The 24823-nt window shown below is 63.6% G+C and carries 18 protein-coding genes; 11 read left to right on the top strand and 7 right to left on the bottom strand.

All coding sequences use genetic code 11. The annotated features are described in order from the left end of the window. The first annotated feature begins 55 nt into the window (after positions 1-55). The 9 genes from OOT33_RS08325 to OOT33_RS08285 all read left to right on the top strand — a co-directional run bounded on the left by OOT33_RS08325 (position 56) and on the right by OOT33_RS08285 (position 12636). A complete protein-coding gene (locus tag OOT33_RS08325; protein WP_307749555.1) occupies positions 56-2881 on the top strand; it encodes a DUF2339 domain-containing protein in 2826 nt (941 codons plus the stop codon). After that, positions 2878-4191 (top strand): DUF3999 family protein, encoded by a 1314-nt coding sequence (locus OOT33_RS08320; RefSeq protein WP_307749554.1) that lies wholly within the window; start codon positions 2878-2880, stop codon positions 4189-4191. Before OOT33_RS08325 ends, OOT33_RS08320 begins: the two co-directional genes overlap by 4 nt. 214 nt (positions 4192-4405) lie before the next feature. Continuing rightward, a complete protein-coding gene (locus OOT33_RS08315) occupies positions 4406-5116 on the top strand; it encodes an SDR family NAD(P)-dependent oxidoreductase (RefSeq protein ID WP_307749553.1) in 711 nt (236 codons plus the stop codon). 222 nt (positions 5117-5338) lie between these two features. After that, positions 5339-6379 carry a substrate-binding domain-containing protein gene (locus OOT33_RS08310; RefSeq protein ID WP_307749551.1) on the top strand — a complete coding sequence of 347 codons (1041 nt, stop codon included), beginning with the start codon at positions 5339-5341 and terminating at the stop codon, positions 6377-6379. Positions 6380-6445: 66 nt separating this feature from the next. Further along, positions 6446-8014 (top strand): porin, encoded by a 1569-nt coding sequence (locus OOT33_RS08305; RefSeq protein ID WP_307749550.1) that lies wholly within the window; start codon positions 6446-6448, stop codon positions 8012-8014. A 79-nt stretch (positions 8015-8093) separates the two neighbouring features. After that, complete coding sequence (gene pstC / locus OOT33_RS08300; RefSeq protein ID WP_373690565.1) at positions 8094-9455, top strand: phosphate ABC transporter permease subunit PstC; 1362 nt, start codon at positions 8094-8096, stop codon at positions 9453-9455. Beyond that, complete coding sequence (gene pstA / locus OOT33_RS08295; protein WP_307749548.1) at positions 9448-10371, top strand: phosphate ABC transporter permease PstA; 924 nt, start codon at positions 9448-9450, stop codon at positions 10369-10371. Before pstC ends, pstA begins: the two co-directional genes overlap by 8 nt. 61 nt (positions 10372-10432) lie before the next feature. Further along, positions 10433-10867 carry a DUF202 domain-containing protein gene (locus OOT33_RS08290; RefSeq protein WP_307749547.1) on the top strand — a complete coding sequence of 145 codons (435 nt, stop codon included), beginning with the start codon at positions 10433-10435 and terminating at the stop codon, positions 10865-10867. Beyond that, a complete protein-coding gene (locus OOT33_RS08285; RefSeq protein ID WP_307749546.1) occupies positions 10864-12636 on the top strand; it encodes an SLC13 family permease in 1773 nt (590 codons plus the stop codon). The genes OOT33_RS08290 and OOT33_RS08285 overlap by 4 nt, the downstream gene beginning before the upstream one ends. Before the next feature lie 26 nt (positions 12637-12662). Here OOT33_RS08285 and OOT33_RS08280 read toward each other — a convergent pair whose 3' ends face one another. Next, positions 12663-13724, bottom strand: coding sequence for an HWE histidine kinase domain-containing protein (locus tag OOT33_RS08280; protein WP_307749545.1), 1062 nt, complete (start codon positions 13722-13724; stop codon positions 12663-12665). 170 nt (positions 13725-13894) lie between these two features. Next, complete coding sequence (locus tag OOT33_RS08275) at positions 13895-15034, bottom strand: L,D-transpeptidase family protein (RefSeq protein WP_307749544.1); 1140 nt, start codon at positions 15032-15034, stop codon at positions 13895-13897. A 136-nt stretch (positions 15035-15170) separates the two neighbouring features. Here OOT33_RS08275 and OOT33_RS08270 point away from each other — a divergent pair, with 136 nt between their 5' ends. Continuing rightward, positions 15171-15770 (top strand): murein L,D-transpeptidase catalytic domain family protein, encoded by a 600-nt coding sequence (locus OOT33_RS08270; protein ID WP_307749543.1) that lies wholly within the window; start codon positions 15171-15173, stop codon positions 15768-15770. Positions 15771-15826: 56 nt separating this feature from the next. Here OOT33_RS08270 and edd read toward each other — a convergent pair whose 3' ends face one another. From edd to OOT33_RS08250, 4 genes are all read right to left on the bottom strand, one after another. Further along, positions 15827-17656, bottom strand: a complete 1830-nt coding sequence (gene edd, locus OOT33_RS08265) for a phosphogluconate dehydratase (RefSeq protein ID WP_307749542.1) — start codon at positions 17654-17656, stop codon at positions 15827-15829. Continuing rightward, on the bottom strand, positions 17653-18270 hold the full coding sequence (locus OOT33_RS08260; protein ID WP_307749541.1) for a 6-phosphogluconolactonase: 618 nt from the start codon (positions 18268-18270) through the stop codon (positions 17653-17655). Before OOT33_RS08260 ends, edd begins: the two co-directional genes overlap by 4 nt. Continuing rightward, on the bottom strand, positions 18263-19729 hold the full coding sequence (gene zwf / locus OOT33_RS08255) for a glucose-6-phosphate dehydrogenase (RefSeq protein WP_307749540.1): 1467 nt from the start codon (positions 19727-19729) through the stop codon (positions 18263-18265). Before zwf ends, OOT33_RS08260 begins: the two co-directional genes overlap by 8 nt. Before the next feature lie 93 nt (positions 19730-19822). Beyond that, positions 19823-21631, bottom strand: a complete 1809-nt coding sequence (locus OOT33_RS08250) for a M24 family metallopeptidase (RefSeq protein WP_307749539.1) — start codon at positions 21629-21631, stop codon at positions 19823-19825. A 243-nt stretch (positions 21632-21874) separates the two neighbouring features. On the opposite strand from OOT33_RS08250, the gene OOT33_RS08245 reads away from it, so the two are divergent. Continuing rightward, entirely contained in the window at positions 21875-23938 is a 2064-nt protein-coding gene (locus tag OOT33_RS08245) for a prolyl oligopeptidase family serine peptidase (RefSeq protein WP_307749538.1), read from the top strand. Here the strand turns inward: OOT33_RS08245 and OOT33_RS08240 are convergent, their stop codons facing one another. After that, positions 23939-24823: a hypothetical protein gene (locus OOT33_RS08240; RefSeq protein ID WP_307749537.1), complete on the bottom strand. Its 885-nt coding sequence runs from the start codon at positions 24821-24823 to the stop codon at positions 23939-23941. It lies immediately after the preceding gene.

The raw sequence follows: 24823 nt of genomic DNA, 5'->3' as shown, positions 1-24823 counted from the left end.
TTTATTTTTCGCTGATTGTGCCAATCTTACCTGCGTAGCGGGGGAGGTCTGGTAGATGGGCATAAGAGTCTGGGGAGCAGCCGTAGGAGCGCTCCTGGGTTTCATACTGGGGGAATTCTCCGAATTCGGTTTTTTCTTCGGCGGCCTGTTGGGCGGCGGCATGGGAGCGTGGCTGCGCAAAATACTGCGTCGTGAAATCGCCGACGCGGTGCGAGCGGCAATGCCGGAGGGCCAGCAGCCCGTCTCAATGACCGAACCCACGCGACCGCCAGCCACAGTGACGGCCGCTGCCTCGGTGAAACTGACCGAGCCTGCGCCCGCCGCCCGGGAGCCGGTGGAGGTTCCGCCCGCCCCGCAAGCGGAGACGCCAACGCGACCACGCGCTGCGCCGTCTGTGCCGCAGGTTCGCGCACCTATTGCGGCCACACATGAAGCCATCCCCCCGAGCCAGATCGAAAAACTGTTCGGCAGAGCGCGGGACTGGCTGCTGGGCGGCAATACCATTGTGCGTGCGGGGATCGTCATCCTGTTTCTGGGCCTCGTTTTCCTCGTGCGCTTTGCCGCGATGGCGGGCCTGTTCCCCATTGAGCTGCGGCTGGCGCTGGTGGCGGGCGTCGGCGTTGCGCTGCTGGCAATCGGGCTGAAAAAGCGGACCGACCGTCCACCCTTCGCGTTATCGCTGCAGGGCGCCGGCATCGCAGTGCTGTATCTCACGGTGTTCGCGGCCGCGCGCGGATATGGCATCGTGCCGCCGCTCGCGGCATTTGCGCTGATGATCCTGTTCGCAGCGCTGGGCTGCGCGCTCGCGGTCATGCAGAATTCACTGGCGATGGCGTTCATCGCGTTCGCGGGCGGCTTCGCGGTGCCGGTGCTGGTCGGCGGCGAGAGCGAGACGCCGCTTGGCCTCTTCGCATATATGACCGTGCTCAATCTCGCGATATTCGGCGTCGCGTGGAAGAAGAGCTGGCGAGCGCTCAACCTGCTAGGGTTTGTCGCTACCTTCGCGCTGGCGTCCGCCTGGGGCTTCTCGGCCTATGAGGCGCGGCATTATGCGCTGTGCCAAGGCTTCCTGATCGTATCGATGGCAATCTATCTCGCCACCGCTCTGCTCTACGCTCACAACACGCCCGGCAAGCTCGGCAACTACGCGGACTCCACGCTGTTGTTCGGCACCGCGCTCGCCGGGTTCGGGTTGCAGGCCGCCCTGGTGCGGGGCGAGCCGTTTGGCGCGGCATGGTCCGCTCTGGGATTTGGGGCGGTCTATATCGCGGTCACAACGGTGACGACGCGCTGGGCCAAGTCCGAGATGCGGCTGCTGAACGAATGCCTGCTGGCGATCGGCATCGGGTTCGTTACGCTTGCCGTGCCTCTCGCGCTGGATATGCGCTGGACCTCCAGTGTCTGGGCGCTGGAAGGCGCCGGGGCTTTCTGGGTCGGCGCGCGCCAGGCGCGCTGGGTGCCCCGCTTTTTCGGCCTTTTGTTGCAGGCATTGGCTGCGTTGCTGACCTTTGGCGCGATCGGCCCCACCATATCCGCGATCCCCCTCGCCAATGGCGGCTTCCTGCAGCCGATGCTGGTAGCGCTACCGATGCTGTTCACCGCATGGATGATGCGCAACCCGCTCGAACACAGTGGTTCCGCGTTGGCGAAAGGCTATGCGCGGGCCGAGTGGGGCTTGCGCCAGCTTTGGTTTTTGGCCGGGTTTGCGTTCCTGTGTGTCGCCATCGGCATCGAGGCCGAAAGAGCCGCGCCCGTTGCGACAATGGGCGACCTGCCAGCGGCTGTGCTCGCACCGCATCTTCAGACCTATGTGGTTCTGATCGCCATCCTCGCTGTGATGGCCTTTGCCGACCGGTTTGGCGAGCGGAGGGATTGGGTCGTCGCTCGCTGGCCGGGGCGGCTAAGCCTGCCCCTGCTTGCGTTCGGGCTGCTCATCGCGATCGCCGAGGGGCGGCATATGGTTATGCTCCCCGATCTGCCGTGCTGGGTTGCGGCGATCGGTCTGCACGCCTGGCTGCTTAGTCGCCAGCCGCTGTCACGCTGGACGCATGCGATGCATGTCGGCGGCGTGCTGCTCGCCACGGCGATCGTTGCCGACTGGCTCTGGCTCGGCATTGAGCGCGGCGATCTGTGGGATACGTCTTGGGCGGGTGTGAGCTACCTCGTCAGTGCGACCGCAATCCTGTTTGTGCTGGTGCGCTGGGCCGGCAGAGCCGCGCGTGCGGGCGATAGCGCCGGTTTCGCCTGGCCGCTCGGTTCCTATGCGAAGGCCTATTGGTGGCATGGCGCGCTGGCCATCGCCCTGCTGGTCTATGGCGGGGCGCTTGCCACCTGTCTGGTTGCCGAGGGGGTGACCGATCCGCTGCCATATATTCCGGTCCTGAACCCGGTCGACCTGTCTGCCCTGCTCGCCTTGGGGGCGCTGGCGCTATGGCGGCACATGCTGCAAGCGGCGGAGCTCCCCGGGGATCTAGCGCGGGCGCTGGCGGGGCGGGCGGGTCTTGCAGCGCTGGCGGTGCTTGCCTTCATCATCGCGAACACCATCTGGTTGCGGACCGCGCACCACCTGCTCGGCATCGCCTGGGATGCGCAGGCGCTGGGCGGAAGCCAGGTGGTTCAGTCCGGCTATTCGATCCTGTGGACGCTGATTGCGATGGGGCTGATGTTCCTTGCACGCCAACGCACAGAGCGTCTGCCCTGGCTGGCAGGTGCGGTGCTGCTCGCGGTCGTCGTGGCGAAACTGGCGCTGCTCGATATGTCGCGGATCGAGGGGCTGGCGCGGATTGTCGCCTTCATCGCGGTGGGCGTGCTGATGCTGCTGATCGGCTACTTCGTGCCGATCCCGCCGCGCACATCCGAGCGCAAGGAGGCTGAGGCGTGAGGTTCAGGTCCGCTGCTGCTGCTCTTGCGCTGCTGCTGCTTGCAGGCTGCAACCGACAGAATGAGAGCGCCGCCCCCGCTGCGGATGACTATGCCCTCTCGCTTCGGCTAGAGGCTCCCGGCGCACAGCTCATGCGGCTCGATCTTCCGGCGGCGGCGCTGGTTGCGATCCAGCGGGCGGACAAGGGCGACATCCGGGTGCTGGATGCGCAAGGGAGGCCGCTGTCGATGGCCTTCATCGCGCCGGACGCGACGCAGTTGGCGCGCGTCCACCTCCCCGCCCTTCCATTCGGCGGGGAATCCGCCGAGGGCAGCCGCGCCCCTGTGTCGATCCGCGTCGATCAGGGCAGCAACTCCGTCCGCATCGAGGCTGACGGCAGCAAGGCAGAAGGCCCGGTGCACAGCGTGGTGTTCGATAGCCGAGCGATCAAGGACTCCCTCGTCGCGATCGCGCTGGATGCCTCCCTGCCCAAGCAGCATCCGATCACAGTGTCGCTCGCGACCGGACCAGACCTGAAGACCTGGGAGCCGCTGGCCGAGCGTCTGCTGTTCCGGCCAGGCGACGGGCCGGACCTGTTGGGCGGGAACCGGCTCGCGCTGCCGCCGGGTGACTTGTATGATCGCTATCTGAAGGTGTCTTGGCAGGACAAGGCGCTTGATATCACCGGTGCCACGCTGTTCACCACCAGCGTGCCGCCACGGCCGCGCGTTTCCGTTCCTGTAACGGGGCTGAAGTTGAATGATCCTCACACGATCACCCTCGCTTTCCCTCCCGGCCTGAAACCCGCCGCCGTCGAGTTGCGGATGACAGGCAAGGACGGTGTGGTGCCGGTGCGTATGCTTGGCCGCGATACCGCCGAAGCGCCATGGACGCCGCTGGCTATGGCGAGTCTGAGGCAAGGGGGCGCCGGAGTGACGCTTGAAACAGGTGGCGGGCCGATTCGCTTGGTCAAGATCGAGGCGGACCGGCGCAGTGCTGGCTTTTCTCGGGTGCCGGAGATCGTGCTTTCCTATGAACCGGTAGCGCTCGCGGTCGCCTTTAACGGTGATGGGCCCTACAGGCTGCTTGTGGGCAACGCGGCGGCAACGCCTGCGGCCTTCCCGCTTGCAAGCCTCACAAACGGCAGGGAACGGCTCGGCACCGCGCAGGTCGTTGGCGCAAAACAGAACGTCACCGTCGCGCTGGAAAATGGCGAGCCCGGCTCCGGGCCACAACTGCGCGTCGTGGCATTATGGGCGGCATTGCTGGCGGGTGTCGCGCTCTTGGGCTACGCCGCATTCGTGCTGATGCGCGCCAATAATACACGCTAGTGACCGGAATCTGAAGTCCGCCACATTATCTGGATGGTGCAGAGCGGAGTTCAGATTCAAAAGGGTCACTAGCAGCTATTGATTCTAGTGGGGTTTAAGGATTTGAAATTCATTCTGCTCTCGCTCCATTATGTAACGAATTTCAAATCCACCCCACCAGCGGCAAAGCCTTGTCAGGGAACGCCCGGTCGAACCTCATGGAAGACACGCAGCCGTGAAAAGATCAGATAACGGTGCAGCTGTCATTATCGGCGCATCCGGCGGCATCGGGGCAGCTTTCGAGGCGGCCCTGATCGACGAAGGCGGGTTCGACGTCGTGCATGGGTTCGCGCGTTCGCGGACTGGACCGCACCATCTCGATCTGGAGGATGAGGCCAGTATCGCTGCGGCCGCAGCGCATGTCGCCAAAGGTCCGCCCCCGACATTGGTGATCGTCGCGACCGGTTTGCTCCATGCGGGAAGCCTGGGTCCTGAAAAAGCGCTGCGGGATCTTGATCCAGGCTGGCTGGCAAAAGTCTATGCGGTAAACGCTATCGGTCCGGCGCTTGTGGCCAAGCATTTCCTGCCGATCATGCCGAAGAACCAGAGGACGGTCTTTGCCGCGCTATCGGCACGGGTCGGTTCGATCGCCGACAACCGCCTCGGCGGATGGCACGGCTATCGCGCATCGAAGGCAGCGTTGAACATGCTTGTGCGAAATCTGGCGATTGAGCAGAGCCGCAGCAATGCGCGGGCGATCATCGTTGCGCTTCATCCCGGCACGGTGGACACTGCGCTGTCCCGCCCTTTCCAGCGGAACGTGCAGCCTGGGCGGCTGTTCGATCCCGAACGAGCCGCCCTGCAACTTCTCGATGTCATCGAAGAACTGAAACCCTCCGACAGCGGTGGTCTGTTCGACTTTGAGGGTAAGGAAATCCCGTTCTGAACATTGTGGGCGCTTCCCCCTCGCGGTCAATTTCCCATTCGATAGTTCGCCGATTCAGCCACAGCAGTTGTGCACTCGGCATTAGCAAAAATCGGACATCGCGATGTCATCACCTCGCCGTAACACTATCGTCACATAAACGACGCCTCCCCGTAACAATAGCTGACTATCGGCCTGCGTACGCTTCCATTGGGGGAGCGCCCACGCAAGATCGGGTGCGATATGAAATTCAAGACACACATGATGCTGACTCTGGCGGCGGTGGCAGTCACGGCTGTTCCCGCCGAGGCGCAGATGCGCCGCAATATCCGCATAGTCGGTTCATCGACGGTATATCCCTTTACCAAGGCAGTTTCCGAGAAATTTGCAGCCGCAAATCGCAATGTACCCGCGCCGATCGTTGAGTCGACGGGCACGGGCGCTGGTGCGAAGCTGTTCTGTGCGGGTGTGGGCGCGCAGCATCCCGACATTCTGAACGCGTCGCGTCGTATGAAGGCGTCGGAATTCAAGTCGTGTCAGGCCGCTGGCGTGACGCAAATCACCGAAATCCAGATTGGCCTCGATGGTCTGGCATTGGCACAGGCCAAGGGCGGTGCGCTGAGCAATGTGACGCTCAAGGACATATATATGGCGATCGCCGCCACTCCGTTCGGCAAGCCGAACAAGGCCAAGACATGGAAAGAAGTAAATCCCAGCCTTCCGGCGGTACCAATCCGCGTTTATGGGCCGCCCTCGACCAGCGGCACGCGCAGCTCTGTTGAAGAACTCCTCATGGAAGTGGGCTGCAACACCAACCCGTCCATGGCGGCACTGAAGAAGAGCAACGAGGCCCAGTATAAGAAAGTCTGCATGGGTGTCCGCGAGGATGGGCCCTACATCAATGCGGGCGAGAACGACAATCTGATCGTCCAGAAGCTGGCGAGCGATCCCAATGCTCAAGGCTTGTTTGGTTACAGCTATCTGGAAGAAAATCTGAGCAAGCTGGAGGGCGTTTCCATCAATGGGGTTGCCCCGACCTATCCTAATATCTCCGGCTTCAAATATCCCGGTGCCCGCGCGATGTATATCTATGTCAAGAACGCGCACCTCAACGCCATTCCGGGTATTCGCCAGTTTGTGGCCGAATATGTAAAAGAAGGAACCTACGGTCCCAAGGGCTATCTGATGTCGCTTGGTCTGGTGGCTTCGCCGGACGCCACCCGCAGCCATGTCGCGCGTGTCGCCACGTCCATGACGCCCATGACCGGCGCAACGCTGAAATAATCCAACAAATCGACTGCCCGGCCATAGGCGCGTGGGCAGCCTCACATCATCAGAAGGGGGAAGACCATGAACCGGTCCCTGTACAAGACTATATTGCTGGCATCCGCTGTGCTTGCGATGCCGATCACCGCTTTTGCCCAGGCAAAGGACGCCGAACCGCCTGCGGATGCGCCATCGCCCGACGATCCATCTTTGCAGAAGGTTTCCGATGCTGAAGCGAACCTCTCTGCTGCCGAGGCGCAGATGTCTCTTCTACAGGCACAGCTCCAGGCACTTCAGGCTCAGGTTGATGACCTGAAGAAGGCGCAGGCCAAGGCTGCTCCCGCATGGAAAGGTGCCCCCCAGTTTTCGGATGGCGACGGCTTCACCTGGAAGGTGCGTGGCCGCTTTATGATGGACACGGCGTATATGGGCACGCCGGATTTCCAGAACCCGCGTGACTATGGTTTCAACACCCGCGTTCGCCGCGTGCGATTGGGCGTTGAGGGGACGCTGCCCGGCGAGTTCGGTTACAAGGCGGAAATGGACTTCGCCAACTCCTCTGTCGGTTTCGGCGATGTCGTGCTCACCTGGAATCCCAAAAAGGGCCCGATCACACTGACGCTTGGCAACTTCGAGTCGCTGGACGGCATGGAGCAGATCACCAGCTCGCGCTGGTCGTCCTTCATAGAGCGCGCGCAGGTCAACGATGCGTTCGGCAACACCCGCCGTCTTGGCCTCGGGGTCGGATACAAGAGCAAGGACAATCTGTTCCGTATCGATGGGGGCCTGTTCGCGGCGCACTCGATCGACGCCTCGCTCGACAACAAGGGCTGGATCGCGGCCGCCCGGGCCACCTACACGCCCTATGTCGGCCCCGGCTTCGTGCATCTGGGTCTGAACTTCCAGCATCGCCAGTTCCAGGAGAATAACGGCGCGACAGCGCTGACGTCTGGCTCCGGCTCGCCTTCCAACGGCCAGCTAGTCCAGTATCGTGCCCGCCCGTTCCTCCAGACGACCAGCCAGAGGTTTGTCGACACCGGCAGCTTCGCCGCCAAGGGTGACGATATCTTCGGCATCGAGGCTTATGGCGTTTTCAAGTCACTGCATCTCGGCGGCGAGGCACAGATGGTCAAGGTCCGCTCCTATGACGCGGGGGACAGGCTGGTCTCGCGCGATCAGTTCGCCACCAACACGCAACTTGTCGCCAGTGGCAACCCCAGCTTCTGGGGCGGCCATTTCGAGGTGGGCTATTTCCTCACCGGCGAAACTCGCGGCTACAAGAACGGCACATGGGATCGCACCAAGGTTCTCCACCCGGTCGACAAGGGCGGCATGGGCGCGTTCCAGATCATCGGCCGGGTGGATTATCTCGACCTCAACGACAAAAAGCTGCAAAACGGCTTCAGCAACAACTTCACCACGGGTGTTGCGACCGCCTCCAGCAGCCTTTCCCGTGGCGGCAGCCAGACCGGCTATCTGCTGGGCCTGACCTGGATCCCGACGGATTATGTTCGCTTCCTGCTGAACTACATCCACACGGAAGTGGAGGGCGGCCCCAAGGCGGCTTCTGTGAAGCCAACCTCCACCGATCCGGTGAACAAGCGCAGCTATTCGACTGACGCTGTGGCCCTGCGCGCCCAGTTCGACTTCTGATCGTGTCGAAGATGCCCGTTCGCGTGTGCGGGCGGGCATCTTCATGTCCTGCGAAAGGCCGGCTGTGACGCTCTTCAACATGTTCCTCGTCATTGCTTCGCTCGGGATGGCGGCATGGATTTTGGGCCGCGACCGCGCGCGCACCATGTTCGCAAGGGCAAACCGGCGCGGCCATTCGCTCCCCTCGCAGCATGCCAGCTACCTCGCTTTGTGGACCGTTGCTCCTGCTGCGCTCTTCCTGTTCATCTGGCCATTCTTTTCCGATCGGCTGGTCATGCACGCGCTGCTTTCCCACCCGGCAGCGAAAAATCTGCCGACGACGGCTATGGACCGCGACGCCCTGATTTCCGAGGCGATGGGTCTGGCAGACGGCACGCTGGAGGCCGCGTTCAACCCGATGGCGCAGCAACTGGCAAAGCCCATTGGCGATGCCATCCACACCTACACTATTCTGGGGCTGGGGATCGCCGCCGCACTCGTGGTTGCCGGGTTCATTTTCGGCTATTTTCGGATCAAGCCCGACTTTCGCGCCCGCCACAAGGTGGAGCAGGTGGTCGTCAGCAGCCTTGTCGTCGCCTCGTTGATGGCGCTGGTGGTGACATTCGGCATCGTCGTCTCGCTGCTGTTTGAAACGGGTCGCTTCTTTGAACTGGTACCGGTGCAGGAATTCCTCTTCGGCACGCACTGGTCGCCCACCGAGACGCTCGTGCCGGGTGAGCCGAACGGTTTCGGCGCCGTGCCGCTCTTTTGGGGCACGATCTTCGTCGGGGCGATCATCGCGATGGCCGTCGCGACGCCGATCGGCGTGATGTGCGCCATTTACCTCACCCAATATGCCGCACCCAGGCTTCGCTCATGGCTCAAGCCCTTGCTGGAGATCCTCGCCGGTATCCCCACGGTCGTTTACGGCTATTTCGCGGCGCTGACACTGGGGCCGCTGGTGCGTGACCTTGCGGTCGCCGTCGGGATGGACAGCCCAACGTCGGAAAGCGCGCTTGCCGCCGGGATAGTGATGGGCGTGATGATCATTCCGCTCATCTCCTCCATGTCCGACGACAGCATCGCCGCTGTGCCGAGCGCCATGCGCGATGGTGCGCTGGCGCTTGGTTCTACCAAGGCGGAGACGATCCTTAAGGTGCTGGTCCCTGCCGCGCTGCCGGGCATCGTGGGCGGTGTTCTTCTCGCCGTAAGCCGCGCCATCGGCGAAACGATGATCGTCGTTATGGCGGCAGGCATGGCCGCCAACCTCACCGCCAACCCCTTTGCCAGCGTGACCACGGTCACGGCGCAGATCGTCCAGCTGCTCACCGGCGATCAGGAGTTCGAGAGTGCCAAGACCCTTTCGGCCTTCGCCCTTGGCCTCGTGCTGTTCGTCATCACGCTGCTGCTCAACGTCATCGCTGTGACCATCGTCAAACGCTATCGCGAGGCATATGAATAAGATTTCCGAGATAGTGGCTGACACAGTACGCCAGCCGACGGACTGGTCGACCGCGGCCATGCGCCGGCGCATCCGCAAGCGCTATCTGTTTGAGCGGCTGTTTTCAGGCGTGGGTCTGCTCGCCATGGTGCTGGCTGTGGGATTTCTCGGCCTGCTTCTCTGGGTGATGCTGGCTGGCGGTATTCATGGTCTTAGCTGGACGTTCCTCACCGCCTCGGACGCGACAGACCCAGCCCAGGTCGGCATCTGGGGCGCGCTCAAGGGATCGCTGCTCACCATGGCGGTTACGGCGGCGTTGAGTATCCCCATCGGCGTGATGACCGCCGTCTATCTGGAGGAATATGCGCCCAGAAACCGCTGGACCGCGATCATCGAAGTCTCAATCAACAATCTGGCCGCCGTGCCGTCGATCATTTTCGGCCTGCTTGGCCTCGCGATTTTTCTCAACTTCCTGCATCTGCCGCGCTCCGCGCCGCTTGTCGGCGGCATGACGCTGGCGCTCATGACCATGCCGGTGATCGTGATCGCAGGGCGCAACGCGATCACCGCCGTACCGCCCTCGATCCGCGAGGCGGCGCTGGGGATAGGCGCGTCCAAGGTTCAGGTCGTGTTCCACCACGTCCTGCCGCTCGCCATGCCCGGCATCCTCACCGGCGCCATCATTGGCATGGCCCGCGCGCTGGGTGAGACTGCGCCGTTGCTGATGATCGGCATGCGCGCCTTCATCCCCACGCCGCCGTCCGGCATAACGGAGCCGGCGACGGTGCTCCCGGTTCAGATATTCCTCTGGTCGGACGAGATCGACACCGCGTTCGTCGAAAAGACCTCTGCCGCCATCATCGTCCTGCTCGCGTTCCTTCTGATCATGAACGGAGCCGCCATCTACCTACGCAACAGGTTCGAGAAGCGCTGGTGATGACGTTGCTTGCGAGGCAATTAGCGACGGCACAAACACGCCTCGTCCGCGTTCTGATGTCATGGAAGGTGAGCGGACGCGGGCAGAACAGGCGCAGTCGAGGTTAGCCAAGAGCGCCAACCGGCTGGAGCAAAGCGCAAATCAACAGCAGGACAGTGCGGACCGTCGCACCGAGCTGGCTGCGGATCGCACCGTGCTCGCCGCCGAGCGCACTTATGCCGCCTGGGTACGCACCGGGCTTGCGGCCCTCGCCTCCGGCATCGGCGCCACGGCGCTGTTGCAGGGCATGGTTCCAAACTGGATGGCCCAGGCAACCGGGACCGTATTGGTGATATTTGCGGGCTTCTGCTTTGTCGCAGGCGTATGGCGACAGATGCTGCGCGTCTCGCCTCCAAGGCCGGATGCGAAACGCTTGCCCGAATGGGCTTTTGTTTTAGTCAACGGTTTCCTGCTGCTCGTGAGCCTTGCCGCGCTCGTCGGCATGTGGCTGAAATGACGCTGCCGCAATGGCTTTCCGTGGCCACGCTCGCAGGCATGATGGCGCTCTTCCTGTGGGGCAGATTCCGCTATGATGTCACCGCCATCATCGCGCTGCTGGTTGCGCTGGCGCTTGGCATCGTAAAGCCCGAGGAGGCCTTTACCGGCTTTTCGGACGATATCGTGATCATCGTCGGGTCCGCGCTCGTCATGTCGGCCGCTATCCAGCGCTCGGGGTTGATCGACACGGCGGTGGCGTGGGTAACGGGTCGGGTGCATCGCGTGCGGTCTCAGCTTCTGGTGCTCACGGCCTCCGTCGGTTTCGCCTCGGCGCTGATCAAGAATGTCGGCGCGCTGGCGATGCTGATGCCGGCAGCGGTACAGATCGCGCGCAAGAAGGACACCAGCCCCTCTGTGTTCCTGATGCCGATGGCATTCGCCTCGTTGCTGGGCGGGTTGATGACGCTCATCGGCACCGCGCCGAACATCATCGTAAGCCGGGTACGAGAGGAAATGACGGGGCAGCCATTCGGCATGTTCGATTATCTGCCAACCGGGCTGGGCTTGTTGCTGGTAGGGCTGGTCTTTCTGCGCTTCGCCTACAGGCTGCTCCCCCGAGAGAGACGCGCTGCTCCAACAATGGGTGAAGCGCTCAACATCTCGAGCTACACGACGCAAGCCACGGTCTCTGCGACCTCCCCGGCATGCGGGAACAGCGTGGCCCGGTTTCTGGAACGCCATGGCGGTCTGGTGGCGGTCACCAGCGTTTTGCGCGCAGAAGCCCAGCAGCCTCCTGACGACCATGCCCCCTTGCGAGAAGGGGACGTCCTGATCCTGAGCGGCGAACCAGACGAGCTTGAGCGCGTAATGGCAGCCGATCAGCTGGCTCTAGCGGGCAGCGACAATCCAAAGGCAGGGGATGATTCGGGCGGGGCGATCGGCGTGATCGAGGCAGTAGTCACTACCCAGTCCGCGCTGATCGGCCGCACGGCCGGGCGGCTCCTCCTGCGCGATCGCCTCGGCATCAACCTGATAGCGGTTTCGCGGGCCGGGGAGAATCTGACCAACAAGCCGGGCCAGATCGTTTTGCAGGCGGGAGACGTCATCGTCCTGCAAGGGCCCCTCGATCTTATGCCACAGCGGCTGCGGCAACTGGGAGCATTGCCGCTGGCGGAACGATCGATCCGCCTGGGCAATGCGCGGAAAGGATGGCTCCCGGTCGCGATTCTGGCTGCCGCCATGCTGGCCACCGCAACGGGGGCGGTGCCGGTCGCGGTCGCATTTTTTGCCGCCGCCGGTCTCGTCATAATCACCGGCTCGTTGCCGGTTGCAGACGCCTATGAAGCGGTGGAGTGGCCGATCCTCATCATGCTTGCCGCGCTGATCCCGGTCAGCGCCTCGCTCCAGACCACCGGCGCGTCAGACGTGATCGCGACCGGGCTCGCGCATCTGGCGGCGCAGCTTCCCTCGTGGGGCGCGGTGGCGCTGATCCTCGTTGTCGCCATGGCGGTGACGCCCTTTCTCAATAATGCGGCGACGGTGCTGGTGATGGCGCCCATTGCCGCCGTGTTTGCCGGGGAGCTGGGCTATCGACCCGAGGCGTTTCTCATTGCGACTGCAGTAGGCGCGGGCTGCGATTTCCTGACGCCGATCGGGCATCAGTGTAACACGCTTGTCTTCGGGCCGGGTGGTTACAGGTTCGGCGACTATGCCCGGCTGGGCGCGCCATTGTCGCTGCTGGTTGTGGTCGTCGGGACACCGCTCATTCTCTGGGTCTGGCCGCTTTAACGATAGCGGATAGCCGCTCGACGTTGTTACACATCATCCGAGGGCTCTTGGCCCCCTCGCCGGAACCGCGCAAGCGATGACAGGCGCGACCAGAGCCGAGAATTTTCGTGCTTCTGGTGATCATAACGGGCCATGTCGAGCGTTATGACGCAGCTGAAGCCTTCGGGGTCGAATGCCCGGCTGACCGCACGTATTCCCCGTTGCGGGCGTAGCAGCTGCGAACCGAGGCCGCGTCGTGACGGCGCCTTGACGCGCGGCCCTCCCGTTTCCTGCCACGACAATTCGCAAGCTCCTCCGCTGCTCTCCGACGGCATGGACGTCCAGCGAATGTGAACGCGTCCTTCGGGCGTCGAAAGCGCTCCATATTTCAGCGCATTGGTAGCAAGTTCGTGCAGGATGAGTGACAGCGGCTCGATAGCATCCGCCGTCAGGCTACAACGCGGTCCTTCTAGCAATATCTGTTTCGACAAAGCGAACGGGCGCAGCACCACGCGGGGGAGTTCCGGCAGGCCACCCTCCTGCCAGTTCTGCGCGGCCAACACCCGCAGAGCGCCGCCCAAGGCCGACATCTGGCCATCGAAGTCTTCCTGAAAGCGTTCCCAGTCTCCGTCGGCGCGCTTGGCGCTCTGGTGAGAGAGGCTTTGAACCACCGCGATGACGTTTCTGATGCGGTGATGAAGCTCCGCCTTCATTTGCTGGTCCCGCATCTTCGTGGCTTCCAACCGGCGCAGCGCCGTTCTGCACAGGATCGCCACCGCCAGGATCAGCCCGGAGCAGAGGTAATAAAACACCATGGCGACCACGACCTGCCGTGTCATCTCATAGCGGAACAGCGGCAGAACGATCAGGAACAGGCCTGCAAGCCCGCTGAGCAGCCACACGCTGATCCCGCCCGCCGGGCCGAGCAGAAGGCCGGCCACCAACACAGCGGGATAATAGCTCGGAAACCATAGGCTTGATCCCACCCACGGCAGGATCGCCATGCGCACAGCTATCGGCAAGCCCACGAGGACGATAACCCAGACGATGGTGGCGAGCGTGCCCCGCTCCCCCTGTGCGATCCAGCGTTCGATTATGGAAACCGGCATGTTTGCGCTATGCCGTGCGCGCTATGGTGGCCTTTGGCATGATCTGCATGAACCCCACCCCTTGGAAAGATCGCCCTTCAATACCGCAAAATCGGATCGGGGACCAAAATAATCCTTCACTCGGAGTATTTGTACGCGTCCCAACGTCGGAAAGGCACTGACCGGCTCGTTTACAGGCCACAGGGCTGCCCGCTGTCTGGCGCAACTGCGGCTCTATCCCGTTTGTAGATATCGGGAAAGAAGCCTATGGTCCCGTCATCGTCTGGCTCGGCCGTAAAATAGGCGACGTAGACCGGTATCGGTTCCGCCAGCGCCGCAGTTTGCGTTTCGCCGGTGGCGATCACGGCATCGATGCGTGCCCTGTCCCACTGCCCTGTCGGTGCGAGCAGGGCAGCGGCCATGTCGAGCGCCTCGCCCACCCGCACGCAGCCATGGCTGAATGTGCGCACATCGCGCTCGAACAGGCGCTGGGATGGCGTGTCGTGCAGATAGACGCTATGGGGATTGGGCATGACCAGCTTCATGCGGCCTAGCGCATTGGCCGGGCCGGGCCGCTGGCGATAACGGCCGCCTTCATAGACATAGCCGCGCTTTGCCGCTCCCGCAGGGTCGTTGCGTACCATTCGGGCAATGCCTTCGGCGGCGATCGACGGTGGTATCTCCCACCAGGGGTTGAGGACTATGCCCGTGACTTGTGCTGCAAAAACGGGCGTGGGCGAGCCTGTCTTGCCGACGATTACAGCCCAGCGCCCGGCCGGCTTCCCGTCCTGCCAGAGCGTGGCTTCGAAAGCTGCGGCGTTTACGAGCAGATAGCGCTGACCGAGGTTGCGCGGCATCCAGCGCCAGCGGTCCATGTTGGCGGCAAGGGTGGCGCGACGTGCGGGGTCGGCCTCCTGCGCATAGGCACGGCGGAGCGCGCGATAAAAGGGATGTTGCGGCTTGGCGGCTATGAACAGCCGGTCGAGAGCATTGTGTCCGAGCGCGTCGGCGACGAGGGCGCGAGGGTCGGTCTGGGGTCTATCGCCTGCTATCGTCCATCCGGTGCGGAGCGAGGCGTCGCAACATCCCCGGTAATAGTCGTCGAGCAGCTTCACCGCTGCGGCGGTCGCCGTCTCGTCAAGATAGGCGGCGTCCCCGCTCGCCTGCGCCTGGCGCAGTTTCGGCACCTGCGTTTCAGCGGTGCGCAGTGCATCGTCCCGTGCGAACTCGAGCCACTGGATCAGGCGCTCAACCTGCGCCGGTTTCCAGTGCGGCGTAGCCAACTGGGCAGGCAGGGGCCATGCGAGGCACAGCGCCAGGCAGAACAGCATGCAACGGGAAAACCCTCTGATCATAGTGGTTCGTAGACAATCTGCGATAGAAGTAGCGAACCTCATCCTATCACAGATCGCATCCGCGATGGATCAATTTTGGACTTTGGGAACGAAATAGCCTATCATCGAGTCCATGATCTCACGACGCAATTTCTGCATCGGCGGGGCGGCAGCGGTCTGTCTCTCCGTTTCGCGCCAGCCCGTGATGGCCGCGACGGTGGCTGAGCCTGACGCTCCGCTTTTCAGCCGTGCCCGCACCGCGCTGGATCGGCATGGTGCTTCGGTGATCGCGCGGGGCAAGATCGGTATCGTCGATTTTTCCCGCCCGTCGCGCGATGCCCGCTTTCATATCCTCGATCTGGAGAGCGGCGCACGGCAGACGATCTTCGTTGCGCACGGCAAGGGTTCCGACCCCGCTCATAGCGGCTGGCTCAAACGCTTCTCGAACGAACCGGGATCGGAGGCGTCATCATCCGGCGCATATCTCACCGGCGCAACCTATGACGGCAAGCACGGCCGCTCGCGTCGCCTGAAGGGGCTGGACAGCAGCAACAGCAACGCTGAAGTCCGAGCGCTCGTCATCCACGGCGCATGGTATGTCAGCCCGGACATGGTGCGCACCCATGGCATGCTCGGCCGCAGCCAGGGGTGTCTTGCGGTTGCGGAGGGGGATCTCGACATGGTGCTCACGAAGCTGCCGGAAGGCAGCCTCATCTACGTGGACAAGGTATAGCGCGCTCCAGGGCGGCTATCCTCCTGTTGGAGCCCACCGGGATCGACGTTGCTGTTTTATGATGCGATTTCCGCATCCATAGCGGCAAGCATGGCGGAAGCGCCGCGTTCTGCCTCGTCGCAGCCTTGACGCAACATCGCAAACAGCTCCCGCCCGGTGTCGTAGGGCGGGGGTGGTTCGTCCGCCGCCGCGCGGAAGCTCCACTCGTCCTCGTCGACGATTACCTCAAGCTGGCCGCTCTGAGCGCACACCCGCACGATATCGCCGTCGCGCAGCTTGCCGAGCGGCCCACCGCCCTTGGCCTCCGGCGACACATGGATAGCCGCAGGCACCTTGCCCGACGCGCCGGACATGCGCCCGTCGGTGACGAGCGCGACCTTATACCCCTTGTCCTGAAGCACGCCCAGGGCAGGCGTGAGCTTGTGGAGTTCCGGCATGCCATTGGCGCGCGGCCCCTGGAATCGCACCACGACCACGACATCGCGGTTGAGCTCGCCGTCCTTGAACGCGCGCAGCACATCGTCCTGATCGGCGAAAACGCGCGCGGGGGCTTCGATGGTCCATCGGGCGGGATCGACGGCGGACGTCTTCATCACGCAGCGGCCGAGATTGCCGGAGAGCAGCTTCATGCCGCCGTCCGCGCTGAAAGGATCAGATACCGGGCGCAGGAGGGCGGGATCGCGACTGGTTTTCACCGCGCGCCATTCGAGCGCGTCGCCCTGCATCGCGGGTTCGCGCGCATAATCGTGCAAATCCTTGCCCGCGACCGTCAGTATATCGCCATGCATCAGGCCGTTGTCGAGCAGCTCGCTGATCACATAGGGCACGCCGCCTGCGTGGTGGAAGTCGTTCACATCGCCCGCGCCATTGGGATACACCCGCGCCAGCAGGGGCACCACTTCGGACAGCTCGGCAAAGTCGGTCCAGTCGATGATGATGCCCGCCGCGCGCGCGATCGCGGGCAGGTGGATCGCATGGTTGGTCGAGCCGCCGGTGGCGAGCAGGCCAATGACCGCATTGACGATAGCCTTCTCATCGACGCATAGGCCGAGCGGCCGATAGTTGCCCCCATCCCAGCCAAGTCCCGCGAGCCGATGCACCGCCGCGCGCGTCAGTTCCTGCCGCAGTTTGGTGCCCGGATTGACGAAGCTGCTGCCCGGCAGATGGAGGCCCATCATCTCCATCATCATCTGGTTGGAGTTTGCCGTGCCGTAGAATGTGCAGGTGCCCGCATCATGATAGCTGGCGGCTTCGGCCTCCAGCAGTTCCGCTTTCCCGACCTTCCCTTCGGCATAAAGCTGGCGGACGCGCTGCTTTTCCTTGTTGGCAAGGCCCGAGGGCATCGGCCCCGCCGGGATGAGCAGCGTCGGTAGATGACCAAAGCGCAACGCGCCGATCAACAACCCGGGCACGATCTTGTCGCAAATGCCGAGCAGCGCCACGCCCTCGAACATGGCGTGAGAAAGCGACACCGCCGTCGCCATCGCGATCACATCGCGCGAGAATAGCGAGAGGTCCATGCCCGCCTGGCCTTGCGTCACGCCGTCGCACATGGCGGGGACGCCGCCCGCGACCTGCGCCGTCGCGCCCACCTCGCGCGCGAACAGCTTGATCTGGTCGGGATAGCGACCATAGGGCTGATGCGCGGAGAGCATGTCGTTGTAGGCGGTGACGATGCCGATGTTCATCGCGCTGCCGGAGCGGATGACGGGCTTGTCGTCGCCGGCTGCGGCAAAGGCATGGGCGAGATTACCGCAGGAGAGCTGGCCGCGATTGGTGCCTGCCTCGCGTCCGCGCTGGATGAGGTCGAGATATTTGCGCCGCGTCGGCGCGCTCTTCTCGGTTATGCGGCGCGTGACGCGGGCGAGGACGGGGTGGAGGCTCAACTTCTGCTCCAGTAAATCGTAACCGGGGACCGCGCCATGTTCACAAACCGCGCCACGGGCAGGGTCGAGCCGGGGCGCAGTGCGGCTTCGAGCATGGCCTTCTTTGCCTCGCCGCGGATGACCAGTATGATTTCGCTCGCATCGCCAAGCGCCCGCATCGTCAGCGTACGCCGGGCAAACGGCGCTTCGAACGGCAGTGGATCGGGCATCACGCTCACGACCTCCGGCGCGGCATCGTCGCTGAGCGGCATGGCGGGGAAGATCGAGGCGATGTGTCCATCCATCCCGACGCCGATCCACACCAGATCGAAGCTCGGCGGCGTTTCATGCTCCACCAACGGATGCACCTGCGCTCCGGTTCCGGTCAGCGCCCGCGCCAGCATGGCGGCGTTGCTCGCGGGATGATCGGGCGGCACATCGCGCTCGTCCGTCGGCCAGACCTCCACCCCGGTCCAGTCCAGCGCGTGGGCGGCCGGGTTGGCGAGGATGGCGGCGGGCGTCGTTCCGCCCGGCAGCGCCAGCCGTGTTGGCGTGTTGCTCCCCAGATGGTGCGCAAGACGGCCGATGATAGCGGCGTCGCTGCCGTCCTCGGCCCAGATAGCCTTCTCACTCATGCCAGCTTGCTCCATCGCGTTCTATCAGGGCTATGGCAGAGCTCGGCCCCCAGTTGCCCGCCGCATAGCCGGCGACCTTGACCTCGGCCTGCTGCCAGCCTGAGATGATGCTGTCGATCCACTGCCACTGCGCCTCCACCTCGTCGCGCCGCACGAACAGCGTGGCATCGCCCTCGATCAGATCGAGCAGCAAACGCTCGTAGGCAATGCGGCGGCGTTGCGCGGCAAAGGCGGTGGCGAGCGAGACGTCCAACCCCACTTCGCGCAGCTTGACATTACCCCGGTCCAGCCCCGGCTCCTTCGCCATGATGCTGAGGCGGATATTCTCCTGCGGTTGCAGGCGGATGACGAGCGTGTTCGGCTCCAGCCCGGTGCCGAGGCCGCGATTGCCGAAGATCGAATGCGCCACCGGTTTGAACCGGATGATGATTTCGCTGTGGCGCGCGGGCATGCGCTTGCCGGTGCGCAGGTAGAATGGCACTCCCGCCCAGCGCCAGTTATCGATATAGGCCTTCAGCGCGACGAACGTCTCGGTGTCGGAGGGCTTGCCCAGTTCCTCGTCATAGCCCTTGACGATCTCGCCCGTGACCGCGCCTCCCGCATATTGGCCGCGTACGCTATTCGCCTTTGCGGTTTCAGGCGTGAAGGGGCGGAGCGAGCGCAATACCTTCACTTTCTCGTCGCGCACGGCGGTGGAGTCGAACCGTGCGGGCGGCTCCATCGCGATTATCGAGAGAATCTGCAGCATGTGGTTCTGCACCATGTCGCGCAGCGCGCCGACGCCGTCATAATAGGAGACGCGCCCCTCAAGCCCCACCGTCTCCCCGACGGTGATCTGCACATGGTCGATCGCGTGTGCGTTCCACAATGGCTCGAACAGCATGTTGGCAAAGCGCAGCGCGATAAGGTTCTGCACCGTCTCCTTGCCGAGGTAATGATCGACGCGGAAGATGCGCTCTTCCTCGAACAGCCGCCCGATCGCGTCGTTTACCGCGCGCGAGGACGCAAGATCATGCCCGATCGGCTTTTCCATCGCGATGCGGGTGGAGGGCGTTACGAGGCCTGCATCCGCCAGGCCCTGTGCGGTGGGCGCGAACAGTGCGGGCGGGGTGGACAAATAAACGGCGACGCGGTCCTTGTCCCGGTCCGCCAGCCGCTGCGCCAGCGCCTCGAACTGCTTGGTATTCCCGGCCTCCACCGCGCTGTAGATGATGCGGTCGGTCAGGCGCTTGGAGGCCTCTGCCTCATAGCGCTCTGCATCGATGGTGCGCGCCAGCGCGGCATCCACCTGCGCGCGGAATTCGTCGTCGGCATGCTCGGACCGCCCGGACGCCACCACCAGAAAGTCGTCCGGCAGCAGCCCGTCCTGCTGCAAGTTATATAGGGAGGGGAACAGCATTCTTGCCGCAAGATCCCCCGTAGCACCAAAGAGGATCAGCGTGTTGCAGGATGATATCATCGATGTACCCTTCGTCCACTTTCTCGCTGCGAGCCTGTGCTGTGCTGTTGTGGCTTTGCCCCGAAAATGCTGGCTTGGCCAGCCGTGCTTAGGCTAATTCACTTCAATAATGGGCGCGCACGCCCGGCTGAGCCAGGCGCGCGTGTCGCCCTCCACCAGGGGGTCGATGCGGCGCAGCGTTTCGGCGTGATAGGCATCGAGCCAGGCACGCTCGGCCGCATCCAGCATTTCCGCCACCACCAACGCCCGGTCTATCGGCACATAGGACAGGGTGCGGAACCCCAGCATCGGCTTTTCAGCCCCCGCGATTTCGCGTGCCTCCACCAGCACGAGATTTTCGATGCGGATGCCATATTCGCCCGCCTTGTAATAACCCGGTTCGTTGGAGACGATCATGCCGGGCTTGAGCGGTTCATCGCCGCCGCCAAAGGTCGCGATACGTTGCGGTCCCTCATGCACCGAGAGGAAGCTGCCGACCCCATGGCCGGTGCCATGCGCATAATCCAGCCCTGCCTCCCACAAGGCGCGGCGGGCGAGCACGTCGAGCTGGCTCCCGCGCGTGCCCAGCGGAAAGAGCGCGCGGGCGAGGGCGATATGGCCTTTCAGCACCAGCGTGAAGCGGGTGCGCATCTCCTCGGTCGGCGTGCCGATGGCGATGGTGCGGGTGATGTCGGTCGTGCCGTCACGATACTGCCCGCCGGAGTCGACCAGATAGAGCATGTCGGGCGCGATGGGGCGGTTGGTCTTCTCCTCCGCGCGGTAATGGACGATCGCGCCGTTGGGGCCTGCGCCGCTGATCGTATCGAAGGAGAGATCGACAAGCTTGCCGGTCCGTTCGCGGAAGGATTGCAGCTTGGCGGCGGCGGAAAGCTCGGTTTCGCCGGCTTCCGGCCCCGCGATACTGATCCAGTGGAGGAACCGCACCAGCGCGGCATTGTCGCGCAACTGCGCGGCGTCATGCCCTTCTATCTCGGTCGGGTTCTTGATCGCCTTCGCCAGCACGACGGGGTCGCGCACAGCATCGATCTTCGCCCCGCCGCTCTCCAGCGCTTCAAAGATCGCGGCAACGGCACGCTCCGGATCAACCGCGACTTTCTTGCCTGCGAAATCCAAGGCAAGCGTCTGTGCGAAGTCCGCCCGGTTGCGGATCGCAACCCGGTTGCCCAGATGCGCGCGTAGCTCCGCCGTCACCTTTTCGGGCGCTATGAACAGATCGACGGTGCCGTCGGCCTTGGTGATGGCATAGCTCAGCGCGACCGGCGTACGCGCCACATCGCTTCCCCGGATGTTCAGCGCCCAGGCGATGCTATCGAGCGCGGAAAGCACGGCAGCGGCCGCGCCCCTGCCCTTCAGCCATTCTGCGACGTCGGAGAGCTTGTCCTCATGCGCCTTACCCGCAAACTCCAACCCATGCGGCACGGCAGGCGTCAGGCTGGGTATCGGACGGTCCGGCCATACCGCGTCGACAGGGTTATCCTGCGTCGCAACCAGCTCCGCGCCGTTGGACGCAAGCGCCGCCTTCGCCTTCGCCACCCACTCCCGTGTGTGGAGCCATGGATCATAGCCGATGCGCATGCCCTCGCGCGCCTCCGCCGCCAGCCAGTCGGCAGGCTGCGTGGCAGGCAGGTCGCAATAGTCAAACAGCGCGCCATCCACCTGATCGCGCACCTGCAGCGTGTAGCGCCCGTCGACAAAGATCGCGGCCTTGTCGCGCAGCACCACCGCGCTGCCCGCGCTGCCGCCAAAGCCGGTCAGCCACGCCAGCCGCTGCGCATAGCTGCCCACATATTCGCTCATATGCTCGTCCGTCAGCGGCACGACGAAACCGTCGAGCTGGCGGCGCGCGAGTTCGGAGTGCAGGGCGGAAAGGCGGTCAGCGTAATTGGCGGCGGATGTGGACAAGCAGGCATCCTTGAAGCATGGCGGATCGCACCAACATAAGCAGGCGCGTGCGATCCCGCTACCCGCTAGTGACCCGAATCTGAAGCCCGCCACAATATCGGGATGGTGCAGAGCGGACTTCAGATTCAAAAGGGTCACGAGCAACTATTGTTTCTAGTGGGGTTTAAGGATTTGAAATTCGTTCTGCTCTCGCCCCATTATGTAACGAATTTCAAATCCACCCCACTAGCTACCGGAAACCTGATGACCACCTCCCAGCCGCTCTCCGCCCCTCCAGTTGCCGTGCTCCGCGCGCATGAAATCCGCCAGCACGGCAAGATCATCGACGATCCCTATTTCTGGCTGCGCGATCCGGGCTATCCGGACGTGAAAGACGCGGATGTGCTCGCCCATCTGGAGGCAGAGAACGCATGGTTCGAGCAGGCTATGGCCCCGCACAAGGAGTTGGTCGATACCTTGTTCGCCGAGATGAAGGGCCGCATCAAGGAGGATGACAGCTCCGTTCCCCAGAAGGACGGAGACTGGATTTACTGGCGCGCGTTTGAGGTCGGGGCGCAATATCGCAAATGGTATCGCAAACCCGTTTCCGGCGGGGCGGATCAGCTCATCCTTGACGAACCGGCGTTGGCCGAAGGGCATGACTATTTCCGCCTCGGCGCGGTGTCTGTCTCGCCCTGCGGCCGCTATCTCGCCTTCGCGGTCGATACCGATGGCGGCGAGCGGTTCGAGGCGCGCATCCGCGATCTCGAAACGGGTGAGATGCTGGATGATGTCATCCCCGGCACGCTGTCTGCGCTGGTGTGGACGTCAGACAGCAAGGCGCTGCTCTACAGCCTCGCCAACGAGAACTGGCGGACGGATAATGCGCGTGTGCATATCGTCGGCACATCAATCGCCGAGGACCGCGAGATTTTTCACGAGGATGATGAGGGCTTTCGCGTTTCCATCGGCCTTACCTCCTCGGAGAAATGGATCGTCATCGGCACCGGCGACCATGTGACGAGCGAGGCATGGCTGATCCCGGCCGACGATCCCTTCGCAGTCCCGCGCCTTGTCTCGGCGCGTCAGCCCGGCCGCGAATATGATGTCGATGAGCATGAAGGCACGCTCTACATCCGCACCAACGACACCCACCCCAATTTCCGGCTGGTGAAGGCGGCGCTCGATGCGCCGGACCAGTGGGCGGAGGTGATCGCGCCTGACGATCATTTCTACCTGACGGACGTGACCCTGTTCAAACGCTTCTACGTGACCGAGGGGCGCTTGGATGGCCTCGACCAGATCGAGCTGCGCGACTATGCCACCCATGAGGCAAAGCGCCTGCCGTTCCCCGAGGCGAGCTACACCGCCTCGCTCGATGACAACCCGGAATATGATGTCGAGAAAATCCGCATCGGTTATGAATCGATGGTCACGCCGGACACGATCTACGACTATCATTTGCGCACCGAAGAATGGGAACTGCTGAAGGTCCAGCAAATCCCCTCGGGCTACGAAGCCGAGAAGTACGGCACACAGCGGCTGATGATTCCGGCGCGGGACGGGACGATGGTCCCGGTATCGATCGTCTACCCCAAGGGTTTCCCGACCGATGGTTCCGGACGCCTGCACCTCTATGGCTATGGCGCTTATGGGCTGGCGATGGAGCCGGGCTTTTCGACGGCGCGGCTGTCCCTGCTCGATCGCGGCTTTGCCTATGCCATCGCGCATATCCGCGGCGGCGATGACCTCGGCCAGCAATGGTATCTCGACGGCAAGCTCGAAAAGCGCACCAACACGTTCACCGATTTCGTCGATGTGGCGAAGGGGCTGATCGAACGCGGCTTCACAGCCAGGGGAAGGATCAGCATTTCCGGCGGGTCGGCCGGGGGAGAGCTGATGGGCGCGGTGCTGAACTCCGATCCCGATCTCTGGGGCGCGTGCGTCGCGCATGTGCCGTTCGTCGATGTGCTCAACACGATGCTCGATGCGTCATTGCCGCTTACGCCGGGCGAGTGGCCCGAATGGGGCAACCCGATCGAGGATGCATCGGCGTTCGACCTCATCGCCTCCTATTGCCCCTATCAGAATGTGCGCGCCCAGGCCTATCCGCCTTTGATGGTGACGGCGGGGCTGAACGACCCGCGTGTGACCTATTGGGAACCGGCGAAATGGGTCGCGAAGCTGCGGGCGACGAAGACCGATAATAACGCGCTCATCCTCAAGACCAACATGGGCGCGGGGCATGGCGGCAAGTCCGGCCGGTTCGAGAGTTTGCGCGAAACGGCGGAGGAGTTCGCCTTCATCCTTTGGCAGATGCCGGAATAATCAGCCGGCGGGCGCGGGTTCGTCCCCGTCCGGCAGGGGAATGCGCTTGGGCTCCAGAATAGCCGCCGCCTCGATCACGTCGAGCGCGCGGCGGGCCTCGTTATATTGCCGCGCCATTTGCAGCCAGGCGTCCGCCTTGTCGTGGTTGCGCATCCGCTCGATTTCACTGAGCGCGGCATCGACCCGGCCCGAGGCGAGTAGCGTCTGTGCGCGCTCCACCACCTTGCGTGGCTCGGGCGAGGGCGCACCCGCCTTGCGTACGATGATGAGCGACGAGATTTCCTGCCGCGCCGCCGTCCACCAGTCGGCGCGCGTACCAGTGCCCGCCAGGGCGGGCGTCAGCTCGCCAAGGCGCATCTGGAGATCGGGCACCGTCACCGGCGAGGCGGCAGCGTTGATGATGGTCGCGACCGCGCGCGGCTGCGCATCGGCAAAGCGCAGGCGCAGCTCGCCCTCCAGATAGCCGAGCGGCGCACCCCGATCGAGCGCCCGGCGCGCGGCAAACGCGATCAGCAGCGCCTCGGCGCGCGCGGCATTGCCACCGGCATTCGCGGCTTGCTGCGATATCGTGTCAAGTTTGGCGGAAACCGCCGCCAGCCGGGCCTCCAGCTCCGTGGCTGTTTTGAGGTCTCGAGCAGTGGTCGTAGCAGTGTCGGCAGCGAGCGTGGCCTGCTCGCCCTCATTCGCCCGGTCGAGCCACGCTTTGATCATAGGCGCGCCCCAGATAGCGGCGATAGCGCCGCCCACAAAGGCGATGAGCAACAGCACCATTATCAGCGTCGCGCGAGATTTGCGCGGCGTCGGCGTCGGCGCGGAATAAGGCGCGGCGGGTTGCGGCGCTACGGAGTGCGATGCCTGATCGGGTGTCGATATGTCGCTGTCCAT

This window comes from Sphingobium sp. DEHP117 (assembly GCF_030867385.1).
In the GTDB taxonomy this organism is placed as follows: domain Bacteria; phylum Pseudomonadota; class Alphaproteobacteria; order Sphingomonadales; family Sphingomonadaceae; genus Sphingobium.
This window is presented reverse-complemented; position numbering and strand designations above follow the sequence as displayed.